Annotated in this window: 20 protein-coding genes; 3 read left to right on the top strand and 17 right to left on the bottom strand. The window is 52.9% G+C overall.

Translation table 11 applies throughout. The features are described 5' to 3' along the window. Positions 1-30: 30 nt before the first annotated feature. The 17 genes from accA to rpsB form a co-directional block, all read right to left on the bottom strand. Positions 31-990 carry an acetyl-CoA carboxylase carboxyl transferase subunit alpha gene (gene accA / locus SGR01S_RS20805; RefSeq protein ID WP_061808474.1) on the bottom strand — a complete coding sequence of 320 codons (960 nt, stop codon included), beginning with the start codon at positions 988-990 and terminating at the stop codon, positions 31-33. 12 nt (positions 991-1002) lie between these two features. Next, positions 1003-4491 carry a DNA polymerase III subunit alpha gene (gene dnaE, locus SGR01S_RS20800; RefSeq protein ID WP_037418820.1) on the bottom strand — a complete coding sequence of 1163 codons (3489 nt, stop codon included), beginning with the start codon at positions 4489-4491 and terminating at the stop codon, positions 1003-1005. An 87-nt stretch (positions 4492-4578) separates the two neighbouring features. Then, positions 4579-5172: a ribonuclease HII gene (gene rnhB, locus SGR01S_RS20795; protein ID WP_037418824.1), complete on the bottom strand. Its 594-nt coding sequence runs from the start codon at positions 5170-5172 to the stop codon at positions 4579-4581. Then, entirely contained in the window at positions 5169-6317 is a 1149-nt protein-coding gene (lpxB, locus tag SGR01S_RS20790) for a lipid-A-disaccharide synthase (RefSeq protein ID WP_037418825.1), read from the bottom strand. Before lpxB ends, rnhB begins: the two co-directional genes overlap by 4 nt. Before the next feature lie 3 nt (positions 6318-6320). Beyond that, the gene (gene lpxA, locus SGR01S_RS20785) at positions 6321-7109 is read right to left on the bottom strand and encodes an acyl-ACP--UDP-N-acetylglucosamine O-acyltransferase (RefSeq protein WP_037418828.1); all 789 of its coding nucleotides are present in this window, start codon (positions 7107-7109) and stop codon (positions 6321-6323) included. Between the two features lie 3 nt (positions 7110-7112). Beyond that, on the bottom strand, positions 7113-7568 hold the full coding sequence (fabZ, locus tag SGR01S_RS20780) for a 3-hydroxyacyl-ACP dehydratase FabZ (RefSeq protein ID WP_017893789.1): 456 nt from the start codon (positions 7566-7568) through the stop codon (positions 7113-7115). A gap of 278 nt (positions 7569-7846) precedes the next feature. Then, a complete protein-coding gene (lpxD, locus tag SGR01S_RS20775; protein WP_061808473.1) occupies positions 7847-8878 on the bottom strand; it encodes a UDP-3-O-(3-hydroxymyristoyl)glucosamine N-acyltransferase in 1032 nt (343 codons plus the stop codon). A 3-nt stretch (positions 8879-8881) separates the two neighbouring features. Then, positions 8882-9379, bottom strand: coding sequence for a molecular chaperone Skp (gene skp / locus SGR01S_RS20770; protein ID WP_037418831.1), 498 nt, complete (start codon positions 9377-9379; stop codon positions 8882-8884). A gap of 159 nt (positions 9380-9538) precedes the next feature. After that, positions 9539-11944 (bottom strand): outer membrane protein assembly factor BamA, encoded by a 2406-nt coding sequence (bamA, locus tag SGR01S_RS20765; protein ID WP_061808472.1) that lies wholly within the window; start codon positions 11942-11944, stop codon positions 9539-9541. A gap of 35 nt (positions 11945-11979) precedes the next feature. Next, positions 11980-13335: a sigma E protease regulator RseP gene (rseP, locus tag SGR01S_RS20760; protein WP_061808471.1), complete on the bottom strand. Its 1356-nt coding sequence runs from the start codon at positions 13333-13335 to the stop codon at positions 11980-11982. 28 nt (positions 13336-13363) lie between these two features. Then, a complete protein-coding gene (gene cdsA / locus SGR01S_RS20755; protein ID WP_037418841.1) occupies positions 13364-14212 on the bottom strand; it encodes a phosphatidate cytidylyltransferase in 849 nt (282 codons plus the stop codon). Positions 14213-14221: 9 nt separating this feature from the next. Beyond that, the gene (ispU, locus tag SGR01S_RS20750) at positions 14222-14980 is read right to left on the bottom strand and encodes a (2E,6E)-farnesyl-diphosphate-specific ditrans,polycis-undecaprenyl-diphosphate synthase (protein WP_061808470.1); all 759 of its coding nucleotides are present in this window, start codon (positions 14978-14980) and stop codon (positions 14222-14224) included. A 278-nt stretch (positions 14981-15258) separates the two neighbouring features. Further along, positions 15259-16455, bottom strand: coding sequence for a 1-deoxy-D-xylulose-5-phosphate reductoisomerase (ispC, locus tag SGR01S_RS20745; RefSeq protein ID WP_061808469.1), 1197 nt, complete (start codon positions 16453-16455; stop codon positions 15259-15261). A gap of 157 nt (positions 16456-16612) precedes the next feature. Next, the gene (gene frr / locus SGR01S_RS20740) at positions 16613-17170 is read right to left on the bottom strand and encodes a ribosome recycling factor (protein WP_037418850.1); all 558 of its coding nucleotides are present in this window, start codon (positions 17168-17170) and stop codon (positions 16613-16615) included. A gap of 123 nt (positions 17171-17293) precedes the next feature. Next, the gene (pyrH, locus tag SGR01S_RS20735) at positions 17294-18019 is read right to left on the bottom strand and encodes a UMP kinase (RefSeq protein ID WP_004952223.1); all 726 of its coding nucleotides are present in this window, start codon (positions 18017-18019) and stop codon (positions 17294-17296) included. A gap of 148 nt (positions 18020-18167) precedes the next feature. Beyond that, a complete protein-coding gene (tsf, locus tag SGR01S_RS20730; protein WP_037418853.1) occupies positions 18168-19019 on the bottom strand; it encodes a translation elongation factor Ts in 852 nt (283 codons plus the stop codon). A 128-nt stretch (positions 19020-19147) separates the two neighbouring features. Further along, entirely contained in the window at positions 19148-19873 is a 726-nt protein-coding gene (rpsB, locus tag SGR01S_RS20725) for a 30S ribosomal protein S2 (RefSeq protein WP_020828365.1), read from the bottom strand. Positions 19874-20230: 357 nt separating this feature from the next. Here rpsB and map point away from each other — a divergent pair, with 357 nt between their 5' ends. The 3 genes from map to dapD all read left to right on the top strand — a co-directional run bounded on the left by map (position 20231) and on the right by dapD (position 24724). Next, a complete protein-coding gene (gene map, locus SGR01S_RS20720; protein WP_037418856.1) occupies positions 20231-21025 on the top strand; it encodes a type I methionyl aminopeptidase in 795 nt (264 codons plus the stop codon). 74 nt (positions 21026-21099) lie between these two features. Then, entirely contained in the window at positions 21100-23778 is a 2679-nt protein-coding gene (gene glnD, locus SGR01S_RS20715) for a bifunctional uridylyltransferase/uridylyl-removing protein GlnD (protein ID WP_061808468.1), read from the top strand. 121 nt (positions 23779-23899) lie between these two features. Then, positions 23900-24724, top strand: a complete 825-nt coding sequence (gene dapD, locus SGR01S_RS20710) for a 2,3,4,5-tetrahydropyridine-2,6-dicarboxylate N-succinyltransferase (RefSeq protein ID WP_037418465.1) — start codon at positions 23900-23902, stop codon at positions 24722-24724. The last annotated feature ends 30 nt before the right edge of the window (positions 24725-24754 follow it).

The raw sequence follows: 24754 nt of genomic DNA, 5'->3' as shown, positions 1-24754 counted from the left end.
AAGGCGGTTTCTTGCAACGCAGAGCGGAACTCAGCAATAGCCGTAGTTCATCAAGCGCTGATAACGGCGGTTGAGCAACTCTTCGTTGTTCAAGCCGTCGAGATCTTTCAGATCAGCCAGCAGCTGTGCTTTCAGCGTCGCAGCCATCGCAGGCACGTCGCGGTGAGCAGAACCCAACGGCTCCGGGATCATCGAATCGATCAGCTTAAGCTCTTTCAGACGTGGTGCGGTGATGCCCATTGCTTCTGCAGCCAGAGGTGCCTTATCAGCGCTCTTCCACAAGATTGATGCACAACCTTCCGGTGAGATCACCGAGTAGGTGCTGTACTGCAGCATATTCACTTTGTCGCCAACGCCGATAGCCAATGCGCCGCCAGAGCCGCCTTCGCCAATTACGGTACAAATCACCGGAATATTCAGACGAGACATTTCACGCAGGTTATGGGCAATCGCTTCTGACTGGCCACGCTCTTCCGCACCCACGCCCGGGTATGCACCTGGGGTGTCGATGAAAGTGATCAACGGCAGCTTAAAGCGAGAAGCCATTTCCATCAGGCGCAACGCTTTGCGATAGCCTTCCGGTGCCGGCATGCCGAAATTACGGCGGATTTTCTCTTTGGTTTCACGGCCTTTCTGGTGACCGATGATCATCACCGGGCGGCCATCTAAGCGCGCAATACCACCAACAATCGCTTTATCATCGGCATAGGCACGATCACCCGCCAACTCTTCGAAGTCGGTAAAGATGTGTTTGATATAATCCAGGGTATAAGGACGGCGCGGATGGCGTGCCAATTGGGCAACTTGCCAAGCCCCAAGATCGGAAAAAATCTTGCGCGTCAGCTCAACGCTCTTTTCACGAAGGCGCTGAACCTCTTCGTCCAGATTAATATCTAATTTTTCGTCTTGACGGCTGACTGCAGTCAGCGAGTCAATTTTCGCTTCCAGCTCTGCAATCGGCTGTTCAAAATCAAGAAAATTCAGACTCATAGCATTCCTATTTTAGTCAAATTCCAGTTCCACCTGCTCATTACCTACCAAAGTCCGCAAATCAATCAATAAGCGGTCGGTTGGCGTCACGCGCCAGGTTGCGCCAAAACGCAGCTTGGCCCGCGCATCTTCCCGTTGATAGTAAAGATGCACTGGAATCGTCCCCGAGCGATGGGGTTCCAAAGACTGACGGAGACGGTTCAAAAGCTGGTCATCAATTTGCCTGTCCGTCAGCGAGATAGCAAGCCCGCGAGCGTATTTTTCACGGGCTTCACTGATGTCCATTAGCTCACGGGCGGTCATTTTAAGCCCACCGCTAAAGTCATCAAAGCTGACCTGTCCACTGGCGATCAGGATACGGTCTTTTTCCAATAAATGCTGGTATTTTTCTAACGCATCGGTGAATAACATCACTTCCAGACGGCCAGAACGGTCATCCAGGGTACAGATTCCGATGCGATTACCGCGCTTGGTGACCATAACCCGCGAGGCAATCACCAGCCCAACAGCGGTCGTCATTTTGCCCCGATCCGTCGGGTGCATATCTTTCAAACGCTGGCCACCGGCATAGCGTTCGATTTCCTTCAGGTACTGGGTGATCGGGTGCCCGGTGAGGTATAACCCCAAGGTTTCCCGCTCACCGTCCAGTACCACCTGCTCCTGCCAGCGAGGCACGTTAGCGTAGGATTGCTCCACTTGCTCTGGCGCTTCCGCCAGTACGCCAAACATGTCCACCTGACCGATAGCTTCGGCTTTGGCATGCTGATCGGCCGCTTTCAACGCATCGCCCAATGAATTCATCAGCGCAGCACGGTGCGGTCCAAGACGGTCGAATGCCCCGGACATGATCAGCTTTTCAAGAATGCGACGGTTCAGTTTTTTGATATCTGAGCGTGCACACAAGTCGAAAAGATCTTTAAAGTAGCCTTGCTCGCCGCTGTTACGCGCTTCAAGAATAGCTTCAATCGGCCCTTCACCCACACCTTTGATGGCGCCGATGCCGTAAACGATCTCACCTTCATCGTTAACGTGGAAATGGTACTGCCCGCTGTTGATATCCGGCGGCAGGATTTTCAGGCCCATACGCCAGCACTCATCCACCAATCCCACCACCTTATCGGTGTTGTCCATATCGGCAGTCATGACCGCCGCCATAAACTCAGCGGGATAGTGCGCTTTCAACCACAACGTTTGGTATGACACCAATGCATAGGCGGCAGAGTGCGATTTGTTGAAACCGTAACCGGCGAATTTCTCCACCAGGTCAAAGATTTTTACCGACAGCTCACCGTCGATCCCGCGCGATTTTGCCCCATCTTCGAAACCGCCACGCTGCTTGGCCATTTCTACCGGGTTCTTTTTACCCATCGCACGACGTAACATGTCCGCGCCACCCAGCGAGTAGCCAGCCAGCACCTGGGCAATCTGCATAACCTGTTCTTGATACAGGATGATGCCGTACGTTGGCTCCAGCACAGGCTTAAGTGACTCATGCTGCCACTGGATATCCGGATAGGATATCTCTTCTCGGCCGTGTTTACGGTCGATAAAGTTATCAACCATGCCTGACTGCAGCGGCCCTGGGCGGAACAGTGCCACCAATGCGATCATATCTTCGAAGCAGTCGGGCTTCAGACGTTTGATCAGATCTTTCATGCCGCGTGATTCAAGCTGGAAGACCGCTGTGGTCTCCGAACGCTGGAGCATGTCGAAGCTTTTCTTGTCTTCGAGCGGGATGGCGGCGATATCGATCGGCTCCAGCCCGGTTTTGGCTCGGCGGGCGTTGATCATCGCCAGCGCCCAGTCGATGATCGTCAGAGTACGCAGGCCGAGGAAGTCGAACTTCACCAGACCGGCGTATTCCACGTCGTTCTTGTCAAACTGGGTTACTGGATGTTGGCCTTCGGCATCACAGTACAGTGGGGCAAAGTCAGTGATTTTCGTCGGCGCGATGACCACACCACCGGCGTGCTTACCGGCGTTACGTGTCACCCCTTCCAATTTTCGCGCCATGTCGATCAGCGCTTTGACTTCTTCATCGGCCTCGTATATTTCCGGCAGTTGAGGCTCAGCAGCAAAGGCTTTTTCCAGCGTCATCCCCGGATCGGGTGGCACCAGCTTGGAAATGCGGTCGACGAAGCCATACGGGTGGCCCAACACACGCCCCACGTCGCGAATAACCGCTTTCGCTGCCATGGTACCAAAGGTGATGATCTGTGATACCGCTTCACGACCGTACATTTCCGCCACGTGATCGATCACCAGGTCGCGTTTTTCCATGCAAAAGTCGACGTCAAAGTCGGGCATCGAAACACGTTCCGGGTTAAGGAAACGTTCAAATAGCAGATCAAATTCTAACGGGTCGAGATCGGTGATTTTCAGCGCATAGGCGACTAACGAACCGGCACCGGAGCCACGGCCCGGGCCAACCGGCACGTTATTGTCTTTCGACCACTGGATGAACTCCATTACGATCAGGAAGTAACCTGGGAAGCCCATCTGGTTGATCACTTTCAGCTCAATATCCAGACGTTCGTCATATTCAGGGCGGCGCTGGGCACGCACTTCCGGATCAGGGAACAGGAACTCCAACCGGTCTTCCAAGCCCTCCTTCGACTTCAGGATCAGGAAATCCTCGGTGGTCATGTCACCGGTCGGGAACTGCGGCAGGAAGTATTCGCCGAGACGAATGGTCACATTACAGCGTTTGGCAATTTCGACGCTGTTGAGCAACGCTTCTGGAATGTCGGCAAACAGCTCACACATCTCATCTTCACTCCGCATGTATTGCTGCGGCGTGTAGTTACGCGGGCGTTTGGGATCGTCTAAAGTAAAACCGTCATGGATAGCAACGCGGATCTCATGGGCATCAAAATCATCCGCGACCAGAAAACGTACGTCGTTAGTGGCAACCACAGGTAGCCCGCGCTCGGTAGCCAGCGCCACCGCGGCATGCAAATAGTTTTCTTCGTCTGGCCGTCCGGTGCGGATCAGCTCGAGATAATAGTTGTCAGGGAAGTACTGTTGGTAGAACTCTAGGCATTGCTCCACCTGAGGCTGGTTGCCGCGCAGTAAAAACTTACCGACATCACCCTGACGTGCGCCAGAGAGCAGGATAAGCCCTTCCCGGTGCTCAATCAGCCAGTCACGATCGATGATCGGGCCAGCTGCACCGTAACCACGCTGGTAAGCGCGGGAGATCAACAGCGTCAGGTTTTGGTAACCCTCATTATTGGCAGCCAGCACAGTGAGCTGTGCCAGCTCATCACCCAGCACGTCGCTTTGCACGTGAAAATCTGCGCCGATGATCGGTTTGATCCCGGCGCCGTGCGCGCTGCCATAAAACTTCACCAAACCGCATAGGTTGGTAAAGTCGGTAATTGCCAAAGCAGGCATGGCTAACGCGGCGGCTCTTTTCACCAACGGTCCGATCTTGGCTAATCCATCAATCATGGAATAGTCACTATGAACGCGCAGGTGAATAAAACGAGGTTCGGCCATATCCAGATACCTGAATCTATGGGCTCAGTGAACTGATGCCCGGGTTAACTCTATCGCGTGCCTGGTCTGGATGCCCAGACCAGCAAATTACAGCGCCAACACCCTTTTTACCGGGGCAAAGCTGCGGCGATGATGCTCGGTCGCACCCAGCGCGGCCAGCCGCTCCAGATGGAAGGCGGTCGGATAACCTTTATGCTGCGCAAAACCGTAGTCCGGGAATACACGATCCAGCTCGGTCATTTCATGGTCACGCGTCACTTTCGCCAGAATGGACGCCGCGCTGATTTCCGCGACACGACTATCACCCTTCACTACCGCCTGCGAACGCATCGGCAATGTCGGGCAACGGTTGCCGTCAATCAATACCATGTCCGGCGCGATATGCAATCCAGCAACAGCACGCTGCATCGCCAGCATGGTGGCATGCAGAATGTTAAGTTGGTCAATCTCATCCGGCTCAGCGCGTCCCAGACTCCAGGACAGAGCCTTTTCAATGATCTCGTCATATAACGCCAATCGGCGCTTTTCACTGAGTTTTTTCGAGTCCGCCAAACCAACGATCGGCCGGGTAGGATCGAGAATCACTGCGGCGGTCACAACCGCGCCCACCAAGGGGCCGCGGCCAACCTCATCCACACCGGCAATCAATGTCGCGGCAGGATAAATGAAAGGTTCAATCATGCTTTTGCCAGCTCCAACACAGCCTGAGCGGCCTGTTCATCAGCACCGCAACGGATGCTTTGGTGCAAAGTAAGGAAAGTCTGTTTCAGTTCATCGGTTTGCGGACTCTCTTCCAGCAGAGGCATCACCGCCGCTGCCAGTTTTTCCGGTACGCAATCATGCTGTAACAGTTCAGTGACGATTTCACGGCCCGCTAATAAATTAGGCAATGAAACATAAGGGGTTTTCACTAACCGCTGTGCCAACCAGAAGGTAAATGGCTTCATGCGGTAGCCCACCACCATCGGGCATTTGGCCAACATGCATTCCAGCGCCGCAGTACCAGAGGCAAGTAATGCAGCATCGCTGGCGATCATCGCCTCACGCCCTTGACCGTCCAGCAGATGAACCCGCAGTTCTGGTGCCACTTCAGCCTTGATACGCTCGAACTGCTCACGTCGCTTGGCATTAACCAAGGGTACGACCAATTCTAAATCTGGATAACGCGTACGCAATAACTGTGCAGTCTTCAGGAAATCGGCACTCAGCATCTCGACTTCTGCGCCGCGGCTCCCCGGAAGCAAAGCGAGACAACGTGCATCAGGCGCGATACCTAATGCTGCACGCGCAGTCAGTTTATCCGGCTGAAGAGGCATTGCGTCGGCCATCGTATGGCCAATAAAACGACAAGGAACGTTAAAACGATCGTAAAACGCTTTTTCGAAAGGGAGAAACGCCAGCACCAAATCGGTGGCTTTGCCAATTTTGAAAACGCGCTTTTGACGCCAGGCCCAAACGGACGGGCTGACATAGTGAATGGTGCGGATACCGCGTTGTTTCAGTCGACCTTCCAGAGTGATATTGAAGTCTGGTGCATCAATACCGACAAACACGTCCGGTTTCAGGTCGCTGAACCGGCGGGTAAGATCCTTGCGGATCTTTAACAGGCGTGGCAGGCGCTCAAGCACCTCGACCACGCCCATTACCGCCAGTTCTTCCATTTCATACCAGGTTTCGCAGCCTTCCGCCTGCATCAGCGGGCCGGCGACGCCCACAAAACGCGCGTCAGGAATCTGCGCCTTGAGCGCCCGGATCAAACCGGCGCCAAGAATATCACCGGACGTTTCTCCGGCGACCAATCCGATAGTCAATGGGCGATTTAGCATAGGTCAGCGAATAATGCCGCGGGTTGAACGGGTGAAGAAATCGAGATATTGCTGCACCACTGGCTGTTCTTTAGCCAGGGCTTCGATTTCTGTCTTCGCCTCATCCAGCGTTTTTTCACTGCGATAAAGGATCTTGTAGGCATTACGGATAGCCTGCATTTCATCCTTATCAAAACCACGACGCTTCAGACCAACGGCGTTAACGCCGAATGGTGTAGCGTGGTTACCTTGTGCGATGACGAAAGGAGGCACGTCCTGAGCAACCCCGGAGCAACCGCCAACCATCACGTGCGCGCCAATAATGCAAAACTGATGAATAGCCGTCATGCCACCGATAATGGCATGATCATCAACTTCGACATGGCCCGCAAGCGTGGCATTGTTGGCCAGTACGCAAGAGTTACCAACTACGCAGTCATGCGCAACATGCACATTAACCATCAACAGGTTGTCGCTGCCCACTTTAGTCAGGCCAGAGCCCTGCGCAGTACCGCGATGAATAGTGACGCTCTCGCGGATGCGATTACGATCGCCAACTTCAACGCGCGTTGGTTCGCCCGCGTATTTCAGATCCTGGTTTACTTCACCGATGGAGGCGAACTGATAGATCTGATTATCGCGGCCAATCTTGGTAATGCCGTTCACCACAACGTGGGACTTCAGTACCGTACCAGCGCCGATTTCCACCTGGGAGCCGACGTAGCAGAAGGGACCGATATGCGCGCCAGCGCCAATAATGGCGCCTTCTTCAACTATTGCGCTAGGGTGGATAAAGGCGGTTTCGTCAATCACGGATTATGCCTCCCGGCTGCGGGCACACATCATGGTTGCTTCGCAGACAATTTTGCCGTCTACCGTCGCCACGCCTTTGAAACGCGTCAAGCCACGGCGGGTTTTCTCAAAGGTGACTTCCATGATCATCTGATCGCCTGGCACTACCGGGCGTTTGAAGCGAGCTTCGTCAATACCGGCAAAGTAATACAACTCGCCCGGTTCCAGTTTGCCGACGCTTTTAAACGCCAGGATACCGGTGGCTTGCGCCATGGCTTCCAGAATCAATACGCCTGGAAAAATCGGTTTACCAGGGAAGTGTCCCTGGAAAAACGGCTCATTTACAGATACGTTCTTCACCGCACGCAGGAATTTGTGCTCCTCAAACTCGAGGACGCGATCGACCAGCAAGAACGGGTAACGGTGAGGAAGCAGCTCTAAAATTTCTGCAATATCCAGAGTATGAGTGTCAGTAGTCAAAATACTCTTCCTGTCTCTAAAAACTGATGGCATCAACAACACGGCCTGCGCTGCCCCCAATAAGGAGGAAGTCATGCAGGCCGCAAATTAACAACTCTTTGCGCTTTTGGTCTCATGACCAACGCGTTTCGTTTTGTACCCAGTGTGGCGGGCGGCAGTGATTATACCCTACATCGTGCAAACTGCATGTTGTTAGCTGCCTTCACTTATCCCCCAGTAGCATCGTGTTTTAGATGCCAAGGGATTCGCTCAGTTGCCGCCGCAATGCAGCGTACAATTTATCGGGTATCGTCTTTTCCGACTTTTCGTTCGACAGCTTTTAAGCGCTTGCTAATCTCATCGATATTCATCACCAACGCAGCGGTTTTACGCCACACTTTGTTGGGTTGTAACGGAATGCCCGAAGAGTATACCCCAGGTTCGGTGATTGGTCGCATAACCATTCCCATTCCGGTGACAACAACCTTGTCGGCGATCTCCATGTGACCATTGATCACACTGGCTCCACCGATCTGGCAATAGCGGCCGATTTTCAGGCTGCCAGCCATAATCACACCACCGGCGACGGCGGTATTGTCGCCAATCACCACGTTATGTGCAATCTGGCATTGGTTGTCGATGATAACACCATTCCCAATCTGGGTGTTATCCAGCGCGCCGCGGTCAATCGTGGTGCAGGCACCAATCTCGACGCGATCGCCAATAATCACCGTACCCAGCTGAGGGATCTTGATCCACTCGCCGCGTTCGTTGGCATAGCCAAAACCGTCAGCACCAATCACAGTCCCGGACTGGATCAAGCAGCGCTGGCCGATCTCAACTTCATGATAAATCGTTACGTTCGCCCACAGACGCGTACCCGCGCCAATGCGTGCGCTTTTGCCGATAAAACAGCCAGGGCCGATAACCACGTTATCACCCAGTACTGCACCAGACTCGATCACCGCATTTGCCCCGATGGCAACATGCTGCCCCAGCGTAGCGTCAGGGGAGATAACCGCACTTGGGGCGATATCCTGAGCCGGGGATGGCGTCGTATCCATCAGCTGCGCCATACGCGCATAAGTCAGGTAAGGGTTTTTAACCACCAGCGCCGCAGAACGGCAGTGTGGTAAATCCGCTTCGGTAAGCACTACTGCGCTTGCCTGGCAGGAAGACAGCTGCTCTTGATAGCGGCTGTTTGACAAAAACGTGATTTGGCCAGCCTGTGCCGAATGCATAGAAGCAATGCCGGTGATGACGAGATCGCCATCACCGTGCAATTGTGCATCCAACTGCTGCGCTAAATCAGCCAGTCGAATTGAAGGCATGTGTTATTTAACCTGTTTCAGCACGTCAGCAGTGATGTCTTTAGAAGAACCTGCGTAGGCAACAGCGTTAGCATCGATGACTACGTCGTAGCCTTCTTTGCTGGCAACAGATTTCACAGCGTCCTGAATACGGCTCAGGATTTTATTACGCTCTTCCATCTGACGGCGACGGTTGTCCTGCTCAAAAGCCTGTGCTTTCTGAGAGAACTGCTCGCGCTGTGCCATCACGTCCTTTTCCATCTTGCTACGATCGCTGGCTTTCATGGTAGCGCCATCACGCTGCAAACGTTGCATTTTGGTCTGAAGGCTACGCTCCATGTTCTGAAGCTCACCAGCACGGCCTTTGAACTCGTTTTCCAGCTGTTTGGCAACGGCTTCACGAGCCGGCAACTGTTGGAAAATGCTGGAGACGTTAACTACAGCGATCTTATCTGCTGCCTGAACGCCAGCTGAAGCAGCCATTGCTAAACCGAGGCCTGCGGCACACAACCACTTTTTCACTATAAACTCCTTACCATCACCCATTTGTGTCATATGACACTTGAAGTACACAATCTGCCAGACTTATCCCGCAAAACAATGAGAATCATCTCTCTGTGCTCTGACGGGCGCCTGGCATTTGCGATTCTTAATAACTGCTATGCCCAGAAGCGGGACCTGTTACCAGGTCTTGCCAATGTTAAATTGGAACTGTTCGGACTTGTCGCCTTCGTATTTCTTGATCGGGTTGGCATAAGAGAACACCAACGGACCCAAAGGTGACATCCACTGCAAAGCGATACCGGCAGAAACGCGGATATTGCTCGCTTTACTGTAGTCCGGAATATCATACATGCTGGTCTGCGCAGTATTCTGCCAATTGGTATCCCACACGGTACCCGCATCCACAAACAGTGAAGTACGCACTGAGTTGGCGTATTTCTCGCTGATGAATGGCGTTGGTGTGATCAATTCCATACTGGCGACTGCCATGGCGTTACCGCCCACTGCATCGTCCGAGTTACAAATCGTCGTGCCATTGGTGCAGCTATACGAGCTGGAATTGTAGTACACCGCTTTCGGACCAATGGTGTTGGAGCCGAAACCACGCACGGTGCTAGAGCCGCCGGCGTAGAAGTTCTCGTAGAACGGCATCTCTTTGCTGCCAATGCCATCGGCATAACCCAGACGGCCACGACCCAACAGCACCCAGGTACGATCGTCGTTGATCGGAACGTACTGCACGCTGTCTAACGTCAACTTGTAGTATTCGTTATCTGACCCAGGAATGGTGACTTTACCATTAAGCGTTGTGCGGTTACCCGAAGTTGGGAAATAACCACGGTCAAGGTTGTTGTAGGTCCAACCCAGGTTCAACGTGAAGTCATCGGCAGAATAGCTGGCGCGATCGGTGGTGTTAGGGTTCAGACCCATTGAGTCCAGATAACGCCACATAGCAATCTGCGGCTGCATGTTCGACAGGCCGTTATGCACATAACCCAAGCCGGTACGCAACGAGTTGTTTTCGTTGATCGGGAAGCCTAAGGTACCGTCTATACCGTAACTCTTGTTGGTATAATCAGACAGGTCGGCGTCATCCGCTTTAAAGTCGTTGTAGAAGATGCGCCCACCCAAACTCACACCGTCAACGGTGAAGTACGGGTTGGTTACCGACAGCTCGGTATAAGTCTGGTAGTCGTTCTTGGTACCGCTGATGCCGACGGAATAGCCTGTCCCCAGCCAGTTGTCCTGCTGTACACCAGCCTGGAAGCTAACACCGCTCTCGGTGCCGTAACCGACGCCGAAGTTGAAGGTACCGGTGTTACGCTCTTTCACCTTGTAGGTGACGTCAACTTGGTCAGCAGTACCTGGAACGCGCTGGGTTTCAACATCGACCGTCTCAAAGTAACCTAAACGGTTGAGACGTTCTTTACCCTGCTCAACTTGAGCATTACCCAGCCACGCACCTTCCATCTGACGCATTTCACGGCGTAATACGGAGTCTTTACTGGTGTCGTTACCTTCAAACTTGATACGGCGCACGTAGAAACGGTTGCCTGCATCAATATTCAGATGCAGCTTCACGGTTTTATCCGCGTCGTTGATTTCTGGCTGAGTGGAAACACGTGGGTAGGCATAACCATAACGGCCCAACATCGTTTTGACGTTGTCTTCCATTTTGGTCACTTTACTGCCGTTGTACAGCTCACCTGGCTCAATCTTGGTCAACTGGGCAACTTCCGCCGAGTGACCTGCCAGATTACCATTCACTACCACGCCGGTAAGCTTGTACTGCTCGCCTTCCGTGATATTGATGGTGATGTAAATGCCTTTTTTGTCCGGCGTCAGGCTAACCTGAGTCGAATCAATATTGAAGCGCGCGTAACCGCGGTCCAGATAGAAACTGCGCAGGGTTTCAAGGTCACCCGCCAGTTTTTGCTTCTGGTATTTGCGATCGCCGACCACGTTCCACCACGGCACTTCATCACGCAGTTGGAAGCGCGAAATCAGTTCATCGTTGGTGAAGGCATGATTGCCGACAATGTTGATTTGTTGAATCTTGGCGGAAACCCCTTCCGTGAACACCAGTTTCAGGTCAACACGGTTACGCGGCAACGGCGTGACAACGGCTTTCACCGAGGCGCTGTATTTACCGACGCTGTAGTAGAAGTCTTCCAACCCTTTTTCAATGCTGGAAATCGTGGTGCGGTCAAGCGCTTCGCCAACCCGAACGCCAGAGGCTTCCAGGTTTTGCTTGAGCATGTCATCTTTCACCGACTTGTTGCCGGAGAAAGTGATGCTGGCAATGGTAGGACGTTCCTTAACCTGAACAATCAGCGTATTACCATCGCGCAGCACGCGAACGTCCTCGAAGTTGCCAGTGGCAAACAAGGCACGGATGGTATTACTGATATCATCGTCAGTGACGGTATCGCCTACGCGAACCGGCATGTTGAGTAACGCCGCACCGACGGCGACTCGCTGCAGGCCTTCGAAATGAATATCCTTCACTACGAACCCGTCTGCACCGTATACGGTGGCGCTGCCAAACAGCAGCGACGCTATGAGCAACTTTTTCATCGCCATCGTTGTTATGCGTTCTTCCTAACCTATCCCCGTCCCTAAAGACGAGAAAAATCATTGAAAAGTGCAAGACCCATTAAAAGCACCAACACGATCGAACCAATGCGGTAACTGTAGTCCTGTACTCGCTCGGAAACCGGCCCACCTTTCAGCTTTTCTATCGCCAGGAAAAGGAGATGCCCACCATCTAACACCGGTAATGGGAACAGGTTGATGATACCCAGGTTGACACTGATCAACGCCAGGAACATCAGATAATACACAAACCCGACCCCAGCTGACGCCCCTGCTCCCTGTGCAATCGAAATCGGGCCACTCAGGTTGTTCAGCTTTACATCACCGGTTATTAATTTGCCCAGCATTTTGACCGTAAGGCTCATTAGCTGCCAGGTCTTGTCCCCAGCCTGATACAACGCTGGGAAAGGTCCATACTGGCGAATCGTTTTATACTCGTCTGGCAGCGGCAGCACTTTCGGAATGATGCCTGCAAAACCCACGGTTTTGTCTTTTCCCACCGGCTTTGTATCCGGTATCAGCGACAAAGACAAGGGGACGCCGTTTCTTTCGATCTCTAAAGCCAGTGGTTGTCCTGGACCGTTGTGGATCCGTTTAACCAACGTTTGCCAACGACCCAATAGCTGACCATCGACTTTAACGATCCTGTCCCCTGCTTGTAAACCCGCCTTTTGCGCTGCCGAATTCGGCTGCACTTCGGCAAGGACAGATTCTATCTGCGGGCCACGCGGAATGATACCCAATGCCACCACGGGATCTTGCTTGTCCGGCTCAAAGTTCCATTGGCGTAAATCCAGGGTTTTAGTGACCACCCGAGAAGAACCAAACGGCGCGATACCTACTTCGGTTTGCGCGTCGCCAATCTTTGTCACCAGCGCCAAACGAACTGATTCCCAATCAGGCGTTTCGATGCCATCGACAGACTTAAGTTCCATTCCAGGCGAAATTTCAGCGTTGGCCGCGATCGATTGTGGTGAGATTTCACCGATCACAGGACGGAAACTGGGAACGCCGATAATGAATACCAGCCAGTAGGCAAGGATAGCGAACAGGAAATTGGCGATAGGGCCGGCACTGACGATAGCCGCGCGTTGCCACACGGTCTTGTTGTTAAATGCCTGATGGCGGAGTTCCGGTGCAACCGAGTCAACACGCTCATCAAGCATCTTCACATAGCCGCCCAGCGGGATCAGGGCAATCACATACTCCGTACCCTGGCGATCTGTACGACGCCACAAAGCACGGCCAAAACCAATGGAGAAGCGCTCTACACGGACGCCGCAACGACGAGCAACCCAAAAGTGCCCGAACTCGTGCACGGTGATTAAAACACCGAGCGCAACAAGAAATGCGACTAAGTTCCAGAGCACGCTAACCATAATCCCTTCACTCCCCGCCATTGACGGATTAAAACACTAACAGCATCAGGCAGGCAAATACAGGCACTGCTGCGGTCAGGCTGTCGATACGATCCAGTATACCGCCATGACCCGGTATCAAATGACCACTGTCTTTGATACCTGCTTCGCGTTTGAACATGCTCTCGGTAAGGTCACCCAGCACCGAAGCCAGCGCAGCCACTATCGAACAAATCAGTAAGGTCGCCGGCACCACATTCAACGGGGCGTAACGGCCAAACAGCCAAGATATCAGGGCTGAGGTGATCAGGCCACCAATGAGCCCCTCCCAGGTTTTCCCCGGAGAAACTTTCGGTGCCAGTTTATGCTTGCCAAACAATTTGCCAAACATATAGGCGCCGGAATCCGCGCCCCAAACCAACAACATCACGTACAGCAGCCACCAGGCGCCGGTGAAGTGGTTTTGTTCATAACCGAACTGACGCAACGACAGCATGCCCCAGAAGAACGGCACAATGGTCAGCAGACCGAAAACCAGACGTATCGGGCGTGAGTTACGCCACAGTGCTGCCGAACCGGGATAAAACAGGACCAGTAACAACGCTGCCAGCCACCAAACCAGTGACAGCCATAACGGCCCACCGACCTGTGGCAAATGGACCGACTGGTGATAAGCCGGAATGCTGAGCATCATTAACGCCAGCAGGAAGCCGCACAATATCGCCAACCAGATGCGCTGCGAGCGGGAAGTAAAACCGGCCAATTGGCCCCACTCCCAGGCAGCTAACATGCACACAACGAGCGTTACCAGGGCAAAGCCCACCGGCGGCAGCAAAAACAGCGCTGCGATAACAATCGGAATTAAGATCAGAGCAGTTATGAGGCGATACTTCAGCAAAAGTTCCCCCTAGGACGCATTGGCGCCGATAGGTGTTGTTCCCCCGAAGCGACGCTCGCGTTGTGCAAATGCATTCAGCGCACCTTCAAAGACAAGTTCATCAAAATCAGGCCAGAGTACATCAGTAAAGTAAAGTTCGGCATAAGCAATTTGCCACAGCAAAAAGTTACTGATGCGATGTTCACCACCAGTGCGGATCACCAGATCCACCGGTGATAGGTCACTCATACAGACCCGCTCACCCAGTAACTCTTCGCTAATTTGATCCGGATGCAGTACACCATCCTTCACCTGCTCAGCCAGTTCCCTTACTCCCTGAATAATATCCCAACGGCCACCATAGTTGGCAGCAATGTTGAGTGTCAGGCCATCGTTATTTTCTGTCAGTTGCTCAGAGCGATGGATCCGCTCTTGCAAACGCGTACTGAAACGGCTGATGTCGCCGATCACCCGCAGTCTGACGTTATGTTTATGCAGGCTTTTTACTTCGCTATCCAGGGCACGGACAAAAAGCTCCATTAAGGCGGAGACTTCCTGCACCGGACGGTTCCAGTTCTCGCTGCTGAAGGCATAAAGCGTGAGCGCATCTAAATGGTTGTTGGCGGCAAAGCTGACAGCACGCCGAACCGATTTCACCCCTGCTTTATGACCGAAGACACGTAACTTACCCTGACGTTTAGCCCAGCGTCCGTTGCCGTCCATAATAATGGCGACATGTCGTGGCCCCAGAGTGGACGGATTAGCCTCTTGTTGATTTGCGGACGACATAACTCGTACTTATTTCCTCAATAGAAATACAACTGCCCTTCCGGAACATCAGACCCTTACGCGCAAAAAAAGCCGTGTGCCCGACACGGCTTTTCAGTCTGCCCAGCGACAGCAGGTAATATCTGCTGCGCTATCGGCATTCGAGATGTCAATCAGGCCATAATTCAACGGTATAACCGCTGACAGGTGGCGCAGACTATACCACCTCAACCGGGCCTGAACAAACGGCCCCACTGCGGCACGCGTAATTTGCGAACAAAATAGGATAATTGCCGGTATCAGTTACGCAGTGATTTAACGAATCCAACTGCAACCTCACGTGCCTGACGATCTATTTCTAAGACCGCATCAATGCAAGACGGTTCCTGCACTGATAGCCGCTCGACCACTTTTTGGTTCACTGCCGCTATATCGGTAAAGCGAATCTGCTCCTGCAAGAAAGCCGCCACAGCGACTTCGTTGGCTGCATTCAGTGCTGTCGTTGCCGCCTGACCAGCATCAAAGGCTTCAATTGCCAGATACAGGCAGGGATAGCGCTCCCGCTCAGGTTCAGCAAAGGTCAGTGAGCCAATACGGCAGAAATCCAGTGCTTCTACACCTGAACTGATACGCTGAGGATATGCCATCGCGTGGGCAATCGGGGTACGCATATCTGGCGTACCCAACTGAGCCAGCACACTGCCATCAGCGTAGCGCACCATTGAGTGGATCACCGACTGCGGATGCAGAATCACTTCCATTTGTTCGGCCGAGGCATTAAACAGCCAACGGGCCTCAATATATTCCAGTCCTTTATTCATCATGGTGGCGGAATCTACCGAGATCTTGCGCCCCATCGACCAATTAGGATGGGCGCAGGCTTGATCCGGTGTCATCGTGGCGAACTGTTCCATTGGCGTAGTACGGAATGGGCCACCAGAACCGGTAAGCACGATGCGCGAGACACCATGACTGTCTAATGAAGAGTATCCCAACTGACGCTGAATGCTCTCAGGCAAACTCTGAAAAATCGCATTATGCTCGCTATCCAGCGGCAACAACTGCGTCTGGCTCTTTTGAACCGCGTCCATGAACAGGCGTCCGCAGGTCACCAGCGACTCTTTATTCGCCAATAGCACCTGTTTGCCGGCACGAATGGCCGCTAACGTCGGCAGCAGCCCGGCAGCGCCAACTATGGCCGCCGTAACCTGATCGACATCGTCCAGCGCCGCCAATTCACAGGCAGCCTGTTCACCTGACATCACCTCGGTGGCAATGCCGTTTTCCGCCAGCAGGATGCGCAGTTCACGTGCAGCGCCTTCATCCGCCATCGCAGCATAGGCTGGACGAAATTCTATGCACTGTTGCGCCATGACCGCTACATTACGGCCGGCAACCAGTGCTTTAATCGCGAAACGGTCGGGATTTTCCCTAACCACGGCCAGGGTACTTGTCCCCACTGAACCGGTAGAGCCAAGAATAGTCAGTTGCTTCATGAGCTCACTCTGAATAACTGTCTGATGAGATCGGAGGTGCTCCAGTGTGTAACCTTGGCCACCACTTGTCCATGATCAATCAGTACGATGAAACGGGATCTGCGCCACAAAAAACAAAGCGCCGCCCAGGCGACGCTTTTTTTCTGCGCGATGCTGATTAGAATTCCATCAGCTCTTTTTCTTTATCCGCCAGAGCGGCATCCAGAAGTTTGATGTAGGCATCAGTCAGTTTCTGAACATCGTCCTGTGAACGACGGTCTTCGTCTTCACTGATTTCCTTGTCTTTCAGCAGCGCTTTAACTTTATCGTTGGCATCGCGGCGAACGTTACGTACCGCCACACGGCCCTGCTCTGCTTCATTACGTACGACTTTGATCAGGTCTTTACGACGCTCTTCAGTCAAAGGAGGCAATGGAACGCGGATCACGCTGCCCGCTGAGCTTGGGTTCAGACCCAGATCAGAAGACATGATGGCTTTTTCTACCGCTGAACCCAAAGAGCGATCAAACAGGTTGATTGCCAAGGTACGGGAGTCTTCAACGGTTACGTTAGCCAGCTGACGCAGCGGCGTAGCGGAACCATAGTATTCCACCATGATGCCGTCCAGAATGCTTGGAGAAGCACGGCCGGTACGGATTTTACTGATTTGATTTTTGAATGCTTCTACGCTTTTTTCCATGCGTGAATCAGCATCTTTTCTGATTTCATTAATCACGTTGCGAACCCTTGGAAGCTGGATACTTGGCAGGCTATACCACAGTATAGCCCGTGAATTTTACTCAAGGAGAGCGCACAACGCATAGCGTTACCCGCTCCCACTAAATTTGGCAGAACAGCCTTATTTGCTGATCAGCGTACCTTCGTTCTCACCCATCACCACCCGGCGCAACGCACCCGGCTTGTTCATGTTAAATACGCGGATTGGCAGACCGTGATCGCGAGCCAGCGTAAATGCCGCCAGATCCATCACTTTCAGCTCACGCTCCAACACGTCTTGATAGGTAATATGCTCATACAGTGTTGCATCCGGGTTTTTAACCGGGTCAGCGGAGTATACACCATCCACTTTGGTCGCTTTCAATACCACATCCGCTTCAATCTCGATCCCGCGCAGACACGCAGCTGAATCGGTGGTGAAGAACGGGTTACCGGTACCGGCGGAGAAGATCACCACGCGGTTATTACGCAGCAGGCTGATTGCCTCTGCCCAACTGTAGTTATCGCACACGCCGTTCAACGGAATTGCCGACATCAGGCGGGCGTTCACATAGGCACGGTGCAGTGCATCACGCATAGCCAGGCCGTTCATCACGGTAGCCAGCATTCCCATGTGGTCGCCCACTACGCGGTTCATACCAGCTTGCGCCAGGCCCGCGCCGCGGAACAGGTTACCGCCGCCAATAACTACACCAACCTGAATTCCCAGTTCGACCAGCTCTTTAACTTCCTGAGCCATGCGATCCAAAACGCTAGCGTCGATACCAAAACCTTCTGCGCCTTGCAGGGCTTCGCCACTCAGTTTGAGCAGAATACGCTGATATACGGGTTTTGCATTGGTTGCCATGGAGTTCTGTCCTAAGAAGCAGTGTTTGTATTGGGGATTTCAGCCGATGAAACGCGCCTGTGCTGAGTATAATGCCACAGGGCTTGCCACCGGTGTAATTCTGGCTGGATAAAATGGAACCGCCAGACGGCGGTTCCATTAACAGTCATTAAGACTGTTTGCTCATTGCTGCAACTTCAGCAGCAAAGTCATTCTCAACTTTCTCGATGCCTTCACCCACTTCGAAGCGGATAAAGTTAACAACGTCAGCGTTGTGCTCTTTCAGCACTTGGCCAACGGTTTTGCTTGGATCGATAACGAAAGGCTGACCAGTCAGAGAAACTTCGCCGGTGAATTTCTTCATGCGGCCTTCAACCATTTTCTCTGCGATTTCTTTCGGCTTGCCAGACTGCATGGCGATGTCCAACTGAACCTGGTACTCTTTTTCTACCACGTCAGCAGAAACGTCTTCTGGTTTCACGAATTCTGGCTTGCTTGCCGCAACGTGCATAGCAATTTGCTTAACCAGCTCTTCGTTAGCGCCTTTAGCCGCGATCAGAACACCGATACGCGCACCGTGCAGGTAGCTACCCAGAACTTCGCCTTCCAGAGAAGCAACACGACGGATGTTGATGTTCTCACCGATTTTTGCAACCAGCGCTACACGTTCTTCTTCGAACTGTGCTTTCAACACGTCAACATCAGTGATTTTGCCTGCAACAGCAGCGTCCAGCACTTTGTCAGCGAATGCCTGGAAACCAGCATCTTTAGCAACGAAGTCAGTCTGGCAGTTAACTTCCAGAATCACGCCGTAGTTGCCTTCGATCTTGGTTTTGATCACGCCGTCAGCAGCTACGTTGCCTGCTTTTTTCGCCGCTTTGATCGCACCAGATTTACGCATGTTTTCGATTGCCAGCTCGATGTCGCCGTTGGATTCAACCAGCGCTTTCTTACAATCCATCATGCCAGCGCCAGTACGCTCGCGCAGTTCTTTTACCAGAGCAGCGGTAATATCAGCCATTTCTTTTTCCTCGGTTATCTCGTGTAGAGATAGTTCTCATTCAGATAAGCAAAGGGGGCCTATAAAGGCCCCCCTAACCAACATATTCAATACCTGGTTAATAAGGGCTCAGTGACGAGCTTGCCTTATTATTCAGCTTCTACGAAGCTTTCTTCCGCTTGAACGGCCAGATCTTGAGAACGACCTTCACGGACGGCGGCAGCAACGGCAGTCAGGTACAATTTGATTGCACGGATTGCATCGTCGTTACCAGGGATGATGAAGTCAACGCCGTCTGGATCGGAGTTGGTATCAACGATAGAGAATACCGGGATACCCAGGTTGTTGGCTTCTTTGATCGCGATGTGTTCGTGATCAGCATCGATTACGAACAGAGCGTCAGGCAGACCACCCATGTCCTTGATACCACCCAGGGAGTTTTCCAGCTTAGCCAGTTCGCGAGTACGCATCAGCGCCTCTTTCTTGGTCAGCTTGTCAAAGGTGCCATCTTGAGACTGGATTTCCAGATCTTTCAAACGTTTGATTGACTGACGAACGGTTTTCCAGTTAGTCAGCATGCCGCCCAACCAGCGATGGTTCACGAAGAACTGGTCGCAGGTGTTAGCATATTCTTTTACCGCTTCGCTTGCTGCGCGCTTAGTACCAACGAACAGGATCTTACCTTTACGGGAAGAGATCTTGGTCAGTTCAGCCAGTGCTGCGTTGGCCATTGGTACAGTTTTTTCCAGGTTGATGATGTGAACCTTGTTACGTGCGCCGAAGATGAAAGGCTTCATTTTCGGGTTCCAGTAACGAGTCTGGTGACCAAAGTGTACACCAGCCTGGAGCATGTCGCGCATGGAAACAGTTGCCATGATTAAACCTCTATAGAGTTAGTTGGGGTTATGCCTCCACGTATCCCATAACGCCGACCCTGGCGGTGATAAATCACCTCAGGGCACCCCGGCGGATGTGCCGATACGTGTGTGTTATTTACACAAAGTGAGTGCAGTTAAAGTATTTTCGGCCTTTTCCGTCATTATCACAAGGACGAAGAGCGGATCTGCCGGCGCGCTTTATACCATAAACCCGCCCCTGACACCAACTTTTGTTACCGGCCAGAGGCTGGTAAAGAAATCAAATTTGGCAGCCTCTGGCCGGGCTGGTACCATAAGAGACTGCTTCTTATTTCTTTCTGTTGTCGGCGAGCACGACACCTGCGGACGAATTTCATGGCAATCTCAATTAAAACACCTGATGACATCCAAAAAATGCGCGTGGCTGGCCGATTAGCCGCCGAAGTGCTGGAAATCATCGAGCCGCACGTCAAACCTGGCGTGACCACCGGCGAACTTGATCGTATCTGTCACGATCACATCACTAACCAACAGCAGGCCATTTCGGCTTGTCTTGGCTACCACGGTTTCCCAAAATCAGTCTGTATCTCGGTCAACGAAGTGGTCTGCCACGGCATCCCGAGCGATGACAAAGTCTTGAAAGATGGCGACATCGTCAATATCGACGTCACCGTGATCAAAGACGGTTTCCATGGCGATACCTCCAAAATGTTCATTGTTGGCAAGCCAACCATTTTGGGCGAGCGCCTGTGCCGCATCACTCAAGAAAGCCTGTATTTGTCACTGAAAATGGTGAAGCCAGGCATCCGCCTGCGCACGCTGGGCAAAGAGATCCAGAAGTTCGTCGAAGCCGAAAACTTTTCTGTGGTGCGTGAGTACTGCGGCCACGGCATTGGCGAAGTGTTCCATGAAGAACCACAGGTACTGCACTATGACGCCGATGACGGCGGTGTGGTGTTGCAACCCGGTATGGCCTTTACTATCGAACCTATGGTTAACGCCGGTGATTACCGCATCCGTACCATGAAAGACGGTTGGACGGTAAAAACTAAGGATCGCAGCTTGTCGGCACAGTATGAGCATACTATTGTGGTCACAGATAACGGCTGCGAGATAATGACGTTGCGCAAGGATGACACCATCCCCAACATCATTACGCACGAGATGTAAGCGCCGCGGCGTTTTGCCGCGATGCATGATGTCACAGGCCGGCTTTTGCCGGCCTTTTTTATGGGCTGCGTATTATGTCTGAAAACTTTCGCCAACAAGACACCTCGGTCATTCCACAACAGGCCGTGCCGGAACAGCCTGAATATCCCAACGCCTACGGCGATGATGAGATTAACTGCATCGCGCTGAAACAGCGCCTTGAACAGTTTCAACTCTGGCTCGCGGCGGCATTCAATGCCGGCTCCAGCGCCGAAAGCCTGGTTGCCGCCCGTAGCGACTTTATCGATCGCCTGCTACGTCGCCTATGGACCTTCTACGGCTTTAAAGATATTCCTGAAACCGCACTGGTGGCCGTTGGCGGCTATGGCCGTGGCGAACTGCATCCGCTTTCGGACATTGACGTACTGGTGCTGAGTCAGAGCCGTCTGAATGAGCAGCAGTCACAGCGTGTAGGGGAATTTATCACCCTGCTGTGGGATCTGAAGCTGGAGGTGGGCCACAGCGTACGAACGCTAGAGGAGTGTCTGTTGGAAGGGTTGGCAGACCTGACTGTCGCCACCAACCTGATCGAATCGCGGATGATCTGCGGCGATGTCGCCCTCTTCCTGCAAATGCAGAAGCACATCTTCAGCGATGGTTTCTGGCCATCCCCCAAATTTTTCCACGCGAAAGTGGTTGAGCAACAGGAACGTCATCAGCGTTATCACGGCACCAGCTATAACCTTGAGCCAGACATCAAGAGCAGCCCCGGCGGGCTTCGCGATATTCACACGCTATTGTGGGTTGCTCGTCGTCACTTCGGGGCGACCTCACTGGATGAAATGGTCGGTTTCGGTTTCCTCACGCAGGCAGAGCGCAACGAACTCAACGAGTGCCAGAGCTTCCTGTGGCGTATCCGCTTTGCCCTGCATCTGGTGCTGCCGCGCTATGACAACCGGTTGCTGTTCGATCGCCAACTCAGTGTGGCGCAGCTGCTGCGCTACGAGGGAGAAGGCAACGAGCCCGTTGAGCGCATGATGAAAGATTTTTATCGCATGACGCGCCGCGTGGGCGAATTGAATCACATGCTGCTGCAACTGTTCGACGAAGCTATCCTGGCACTGGACGCGACGGAAAAGCCGCGTCCGCTGAATGATGATTTCCAACTACGCGGCGATCTTATCGACCTGCGTGACGAAACATTGTTTATCCGCCAACCGGAATCCATCATGCGGATGTTCTACCTGATGGTACGCAACCGCGATATCAAAGGCATTTACTCCACTACGGTGCGCCAACTGCGTCACGCGCGCCGGCATCTAAAGCAGCCACTGTGCAACATTCCAGAGGCACGTGAGCTGTTTATGGCCATTTTGCGCCATCCAGGTGCGGTTTCACGGGCGCTGGTGCCGATGCACCGTCACAGCGTGTTGTGGGCCTATATGCCGCAGTGGGGCAAAATTGTAGGGCAAATGCAGTTCGATCTGTTTCATGCCTACACCGTCGACGAACACACCATTCGCGTCCTGCAAAAGTTGGAAAGCTTTGCCGATGCAGAAACTCGGCCACGCCATCCGCTGTGTGTTGAGCTGTATCCGCGCCTGCCAAATCCGGAACTGTTGTTACTGGCCGCCTTATTCCACGATATCGCTAAAGGACGTGGTGGCGACCACTCTATCCTGGGCGCACAAGACGTGTTGGAGTTCGCTGAGCTGCACGGTTTGAATTCCAGAGAGACTCAATTGGTAGTTTGGTTGGTACGCTGCCACCTGTTGATGTCGGTGACCGCACAACGCCGTGACATTCAGGATCCGACAGTTATTCAGCAGTTTAGTGCAGAAGTACAGAGCGAAACCCGTCTGCGTTACCTGGTCTGCCTGACCGTGGCGGATATCTGTGCCACCAACGAAACCCTGTGGAACAGCTGGAAACAGAGCCTGTTGCGTGAACTGTATTTTGCCACCGAAAAACAATTGCGGCGTGGCATGCAAAACAGCCCGGATCTGCGTGAGCGTGTACGACATCACCGCCTGCAGGCCTTGGCACTGTTGCGTATGGACAATATCGACGAAGAAGCGCTGCACCGTATCTGGAGCCGCTGCCGTGCCGATTACTTCCTCCGCCACTCACCTAATCAACTGGCCTGGCACGCCCGCCACCTGCTAGCCCATGACTCCACCAAACCGTTGGTACTGGTCAGCAGGCAAGCGACACGTGGAGGCACAGAAATTTTCATCTGGAGCCCGGATCGCCCTTACCTGTTTGCCGCCGTAGCTGGCGAAATGGACCGTCGTAACCTGAGCGTACATGACGCACAGATCTTCACTAACCGCGACGGCATGGCAATGGATACCTTTATCGTGCTGGAGCCTGATGGCAGTCCGTTAGCCCAGGACCGTCATGCAGCAATCCGTCACGCGCTGGTACAAGCCATTACTCAACGAGAGTATCAGCCGCCGCGCGTGCGCAGGCCGTCCTCCAAGCTGCGTCATTTCAGCGTACCGACCGAAGTCAGTTTCTTACCAACCCATACAGACCGTCGTAGCTATCTGGAACTGACCGCACTCGATCAGCCAGGTCTGCTGGCCCGGGTAGGAGAAGTGTTTGCCGATCTCGGTCTGTCTTTACACGGCGCACGCATCTCCACCATTGGCGAGCGGGTTGAGGATTTATTTATTCTGGCCGACAGCGATCGACGCGCCCTTAACCCGGAAACGCGCAGAAAGTTGGAACAACGGTTGACAGAGGCCCTCAATCCAAACGATAAATTGTGATATACCCTAAATAATTGACGTTGCATCATGGCAGCAAAAGTGCGAACCAACACAGATGCAACGTTAAGAATGACAGGTAACAAGTAACTTTTTCGTAGACAACATCAGGACAGAGAACAGCATGCAGCAATTACAGAACGTTATTGAAAGCGCCTTCGAACGCCGTGCAGAAATCACTCCGGCGAACGCAGACACCGTAACGCGCGAAGCGGTAAACCAGGTGATCGGCCTGTTGGACAGCGGCGCCCTGCGCGTTGCCGAGAAGATTGACGGTCAGTGGGTAACGCATCAGTGGCTAAAAAAGGCCGTGCTGCTTTCTTTCCGCATCAATGACAACAAAGTGATGGACGGTGCAGAAACCCGTTATTACGACAAGGTGCCAATGAAGTTCGCCGATTACGATGAAGCGCGCTTCCAGAAAGAAGGCTTCCGCGTTGTACCACCAGCCACAGTTCGCCAAGGTGCATTTATTGCTCGCAACACGGTTCTGATGCCTTCCTACGTGAACATCGGTGCTTATGTTGACGAAGGCAGTATGGTAGATACCTGGGCAACTGTCGGTTCTTGCGCGCAGATCGGTAAAAACGTTCACCTGTCAGGCGGCGTCGGCATCGGTGGCGTACTGGAGCCCCTGCAAGCTAACCCAACCATCATCGAAGACAACTGTTTCATCGGCGCACGTTCAGAAGTGGTTGAGGGCGTGATCGTGGAAGAAGGCTCTGTTATCTCCATGGGCGTATATCTGGGTCAAAGCACCCGTATTTACGACCGTGAAACCGGTGAAGTGCACTACGGCCGTGTACCGGCGGGTTCCGTTGTGGTTTCCGGTAACCTGCCATCCAAAGATGGCTCTTACAGCCTATATTGCGCGGTCATCGTCAAAAAAGTCGATGCTAAAACGCGCGGTAAAGTCGGTATCAATGAGCTATTACGTACCATCGACTAAAATAGATATGGCGGGTGATTAACCCGCCAT

Source organism: Serratia grimesii NBRC 13537 (assembly GCF_001590905.1).
Classification (GTDB): domain Bacteria; phylum Pseudomonadota; class Gammaproteobacteria; order Enterobacterales; family Enterobacteriaceae; genus Serratia; species Serratia grimesii.
This window is presented reverse-complemented; position numbering and strand designations above follow the sequence as displayed.

Excerpts from the sequence above, each read along its gene's own strand:
- accA (WP_061808474.1), bottom strand. The coding sequence starts at position 990 with ATGAGTCTGAATTTTCTTGATTTTGAACAGCCGATTGCAGAGCTGGAA.
- dnaE (WP_037418820.1), bottom strand. The coding sequence starts at position 4,491 with ATGGCCGAACCTCGTTTTATTCACCTGCGCGTTCATAGTGACTATTCC.
- rnhB (WP_037418824.1), bottom strand. The coding sequence starts at position 5,172 with ATGATTGAACCTTTCATTTATCCTGCCGCGACATTGATTGCCGGTGTG.
- lpxB (WP_037418825.1), bottom strand. The coding sequence starts at position 6,317 with ATGCTAAATCGCCCATTGACTATCGGATTGGTCGCCGGAGAAACGTCC.
- lpxD (WP_061808473.1), bottom strand. The coding sequence starts at position 8,878 with ATGCCTTCAATTCGACTGGCTGATTTAGCGCAGCAGTTGGATGCACAA.
- bamA (WP_061808472.1), bottom strand. The coding sequence starts at position 11,944 with ATGGCGATGAAAAAGTTGCTCATAGCGTCGCTGCTGTTTGGCAGCGCC.
- rseP (WP_061808471.1), bottom strand. The coding sequence starts at position 13,335 with ATGGTTAGCGTGCTCTGGAACTTAGTCGCATTTCTTGTTGCGCTCGGT.
- ispU (WP_061808470.1), bottom strand. The coding sequence starts at position 14,980 with ATGTCGTCCGCAAATCAACAAGAGGCTAATCCGTCCACTCTGGGGCCA.
- ispC (WP_061808469.1), bottom strand. The coding sequence starts at position 16,455 with ATGAAGCAACTGACTATTCTTGGCTCTACCGGTTCAGTGGGGACAAGT.
- pyrH (WP_004952223.1), bottom strand. The coding sequence starts at position 18,019 with ATGGCAACCAATGCAAAACCCGTATATCAGCGTATTCTGCTCAAACTG.
- tsf (WP_037418853.1), bottom strand. The coding sequence starts at position 19,019 with ATGGCTGATATTACCGCTGCTCTGGTAAAAGAACTGCGCGAGCGTACT.
- rpsB (WP_020828365.1), bottom strand. The coding sequence starts at position 19,873 with ATGGCAACTGTTTCCATGCGCGACATGCTCCAGGCTGGTGTACACTTT.
- map (WP_037418856.1), top strand. The coding sequence starts at position 20,231 with ATGGCAATCTCAATTAAAACACCTGATGACATCCAAAAAATGCGCGTG.
- glnD (WP_061808468.1), top strand. The coding sequence starts at position 21,100 with ATGTCTGAAAACTTTCGCCAACAAGACACCTCGGTCATTCCACAACAG.
- dapD (WP_037418465.1), top strand. The coding sequence starts at position 23,900 with ATGCAGCAATTACAGAACGTTATTGAAAGCGCCTTCGAACGCCGTGCA.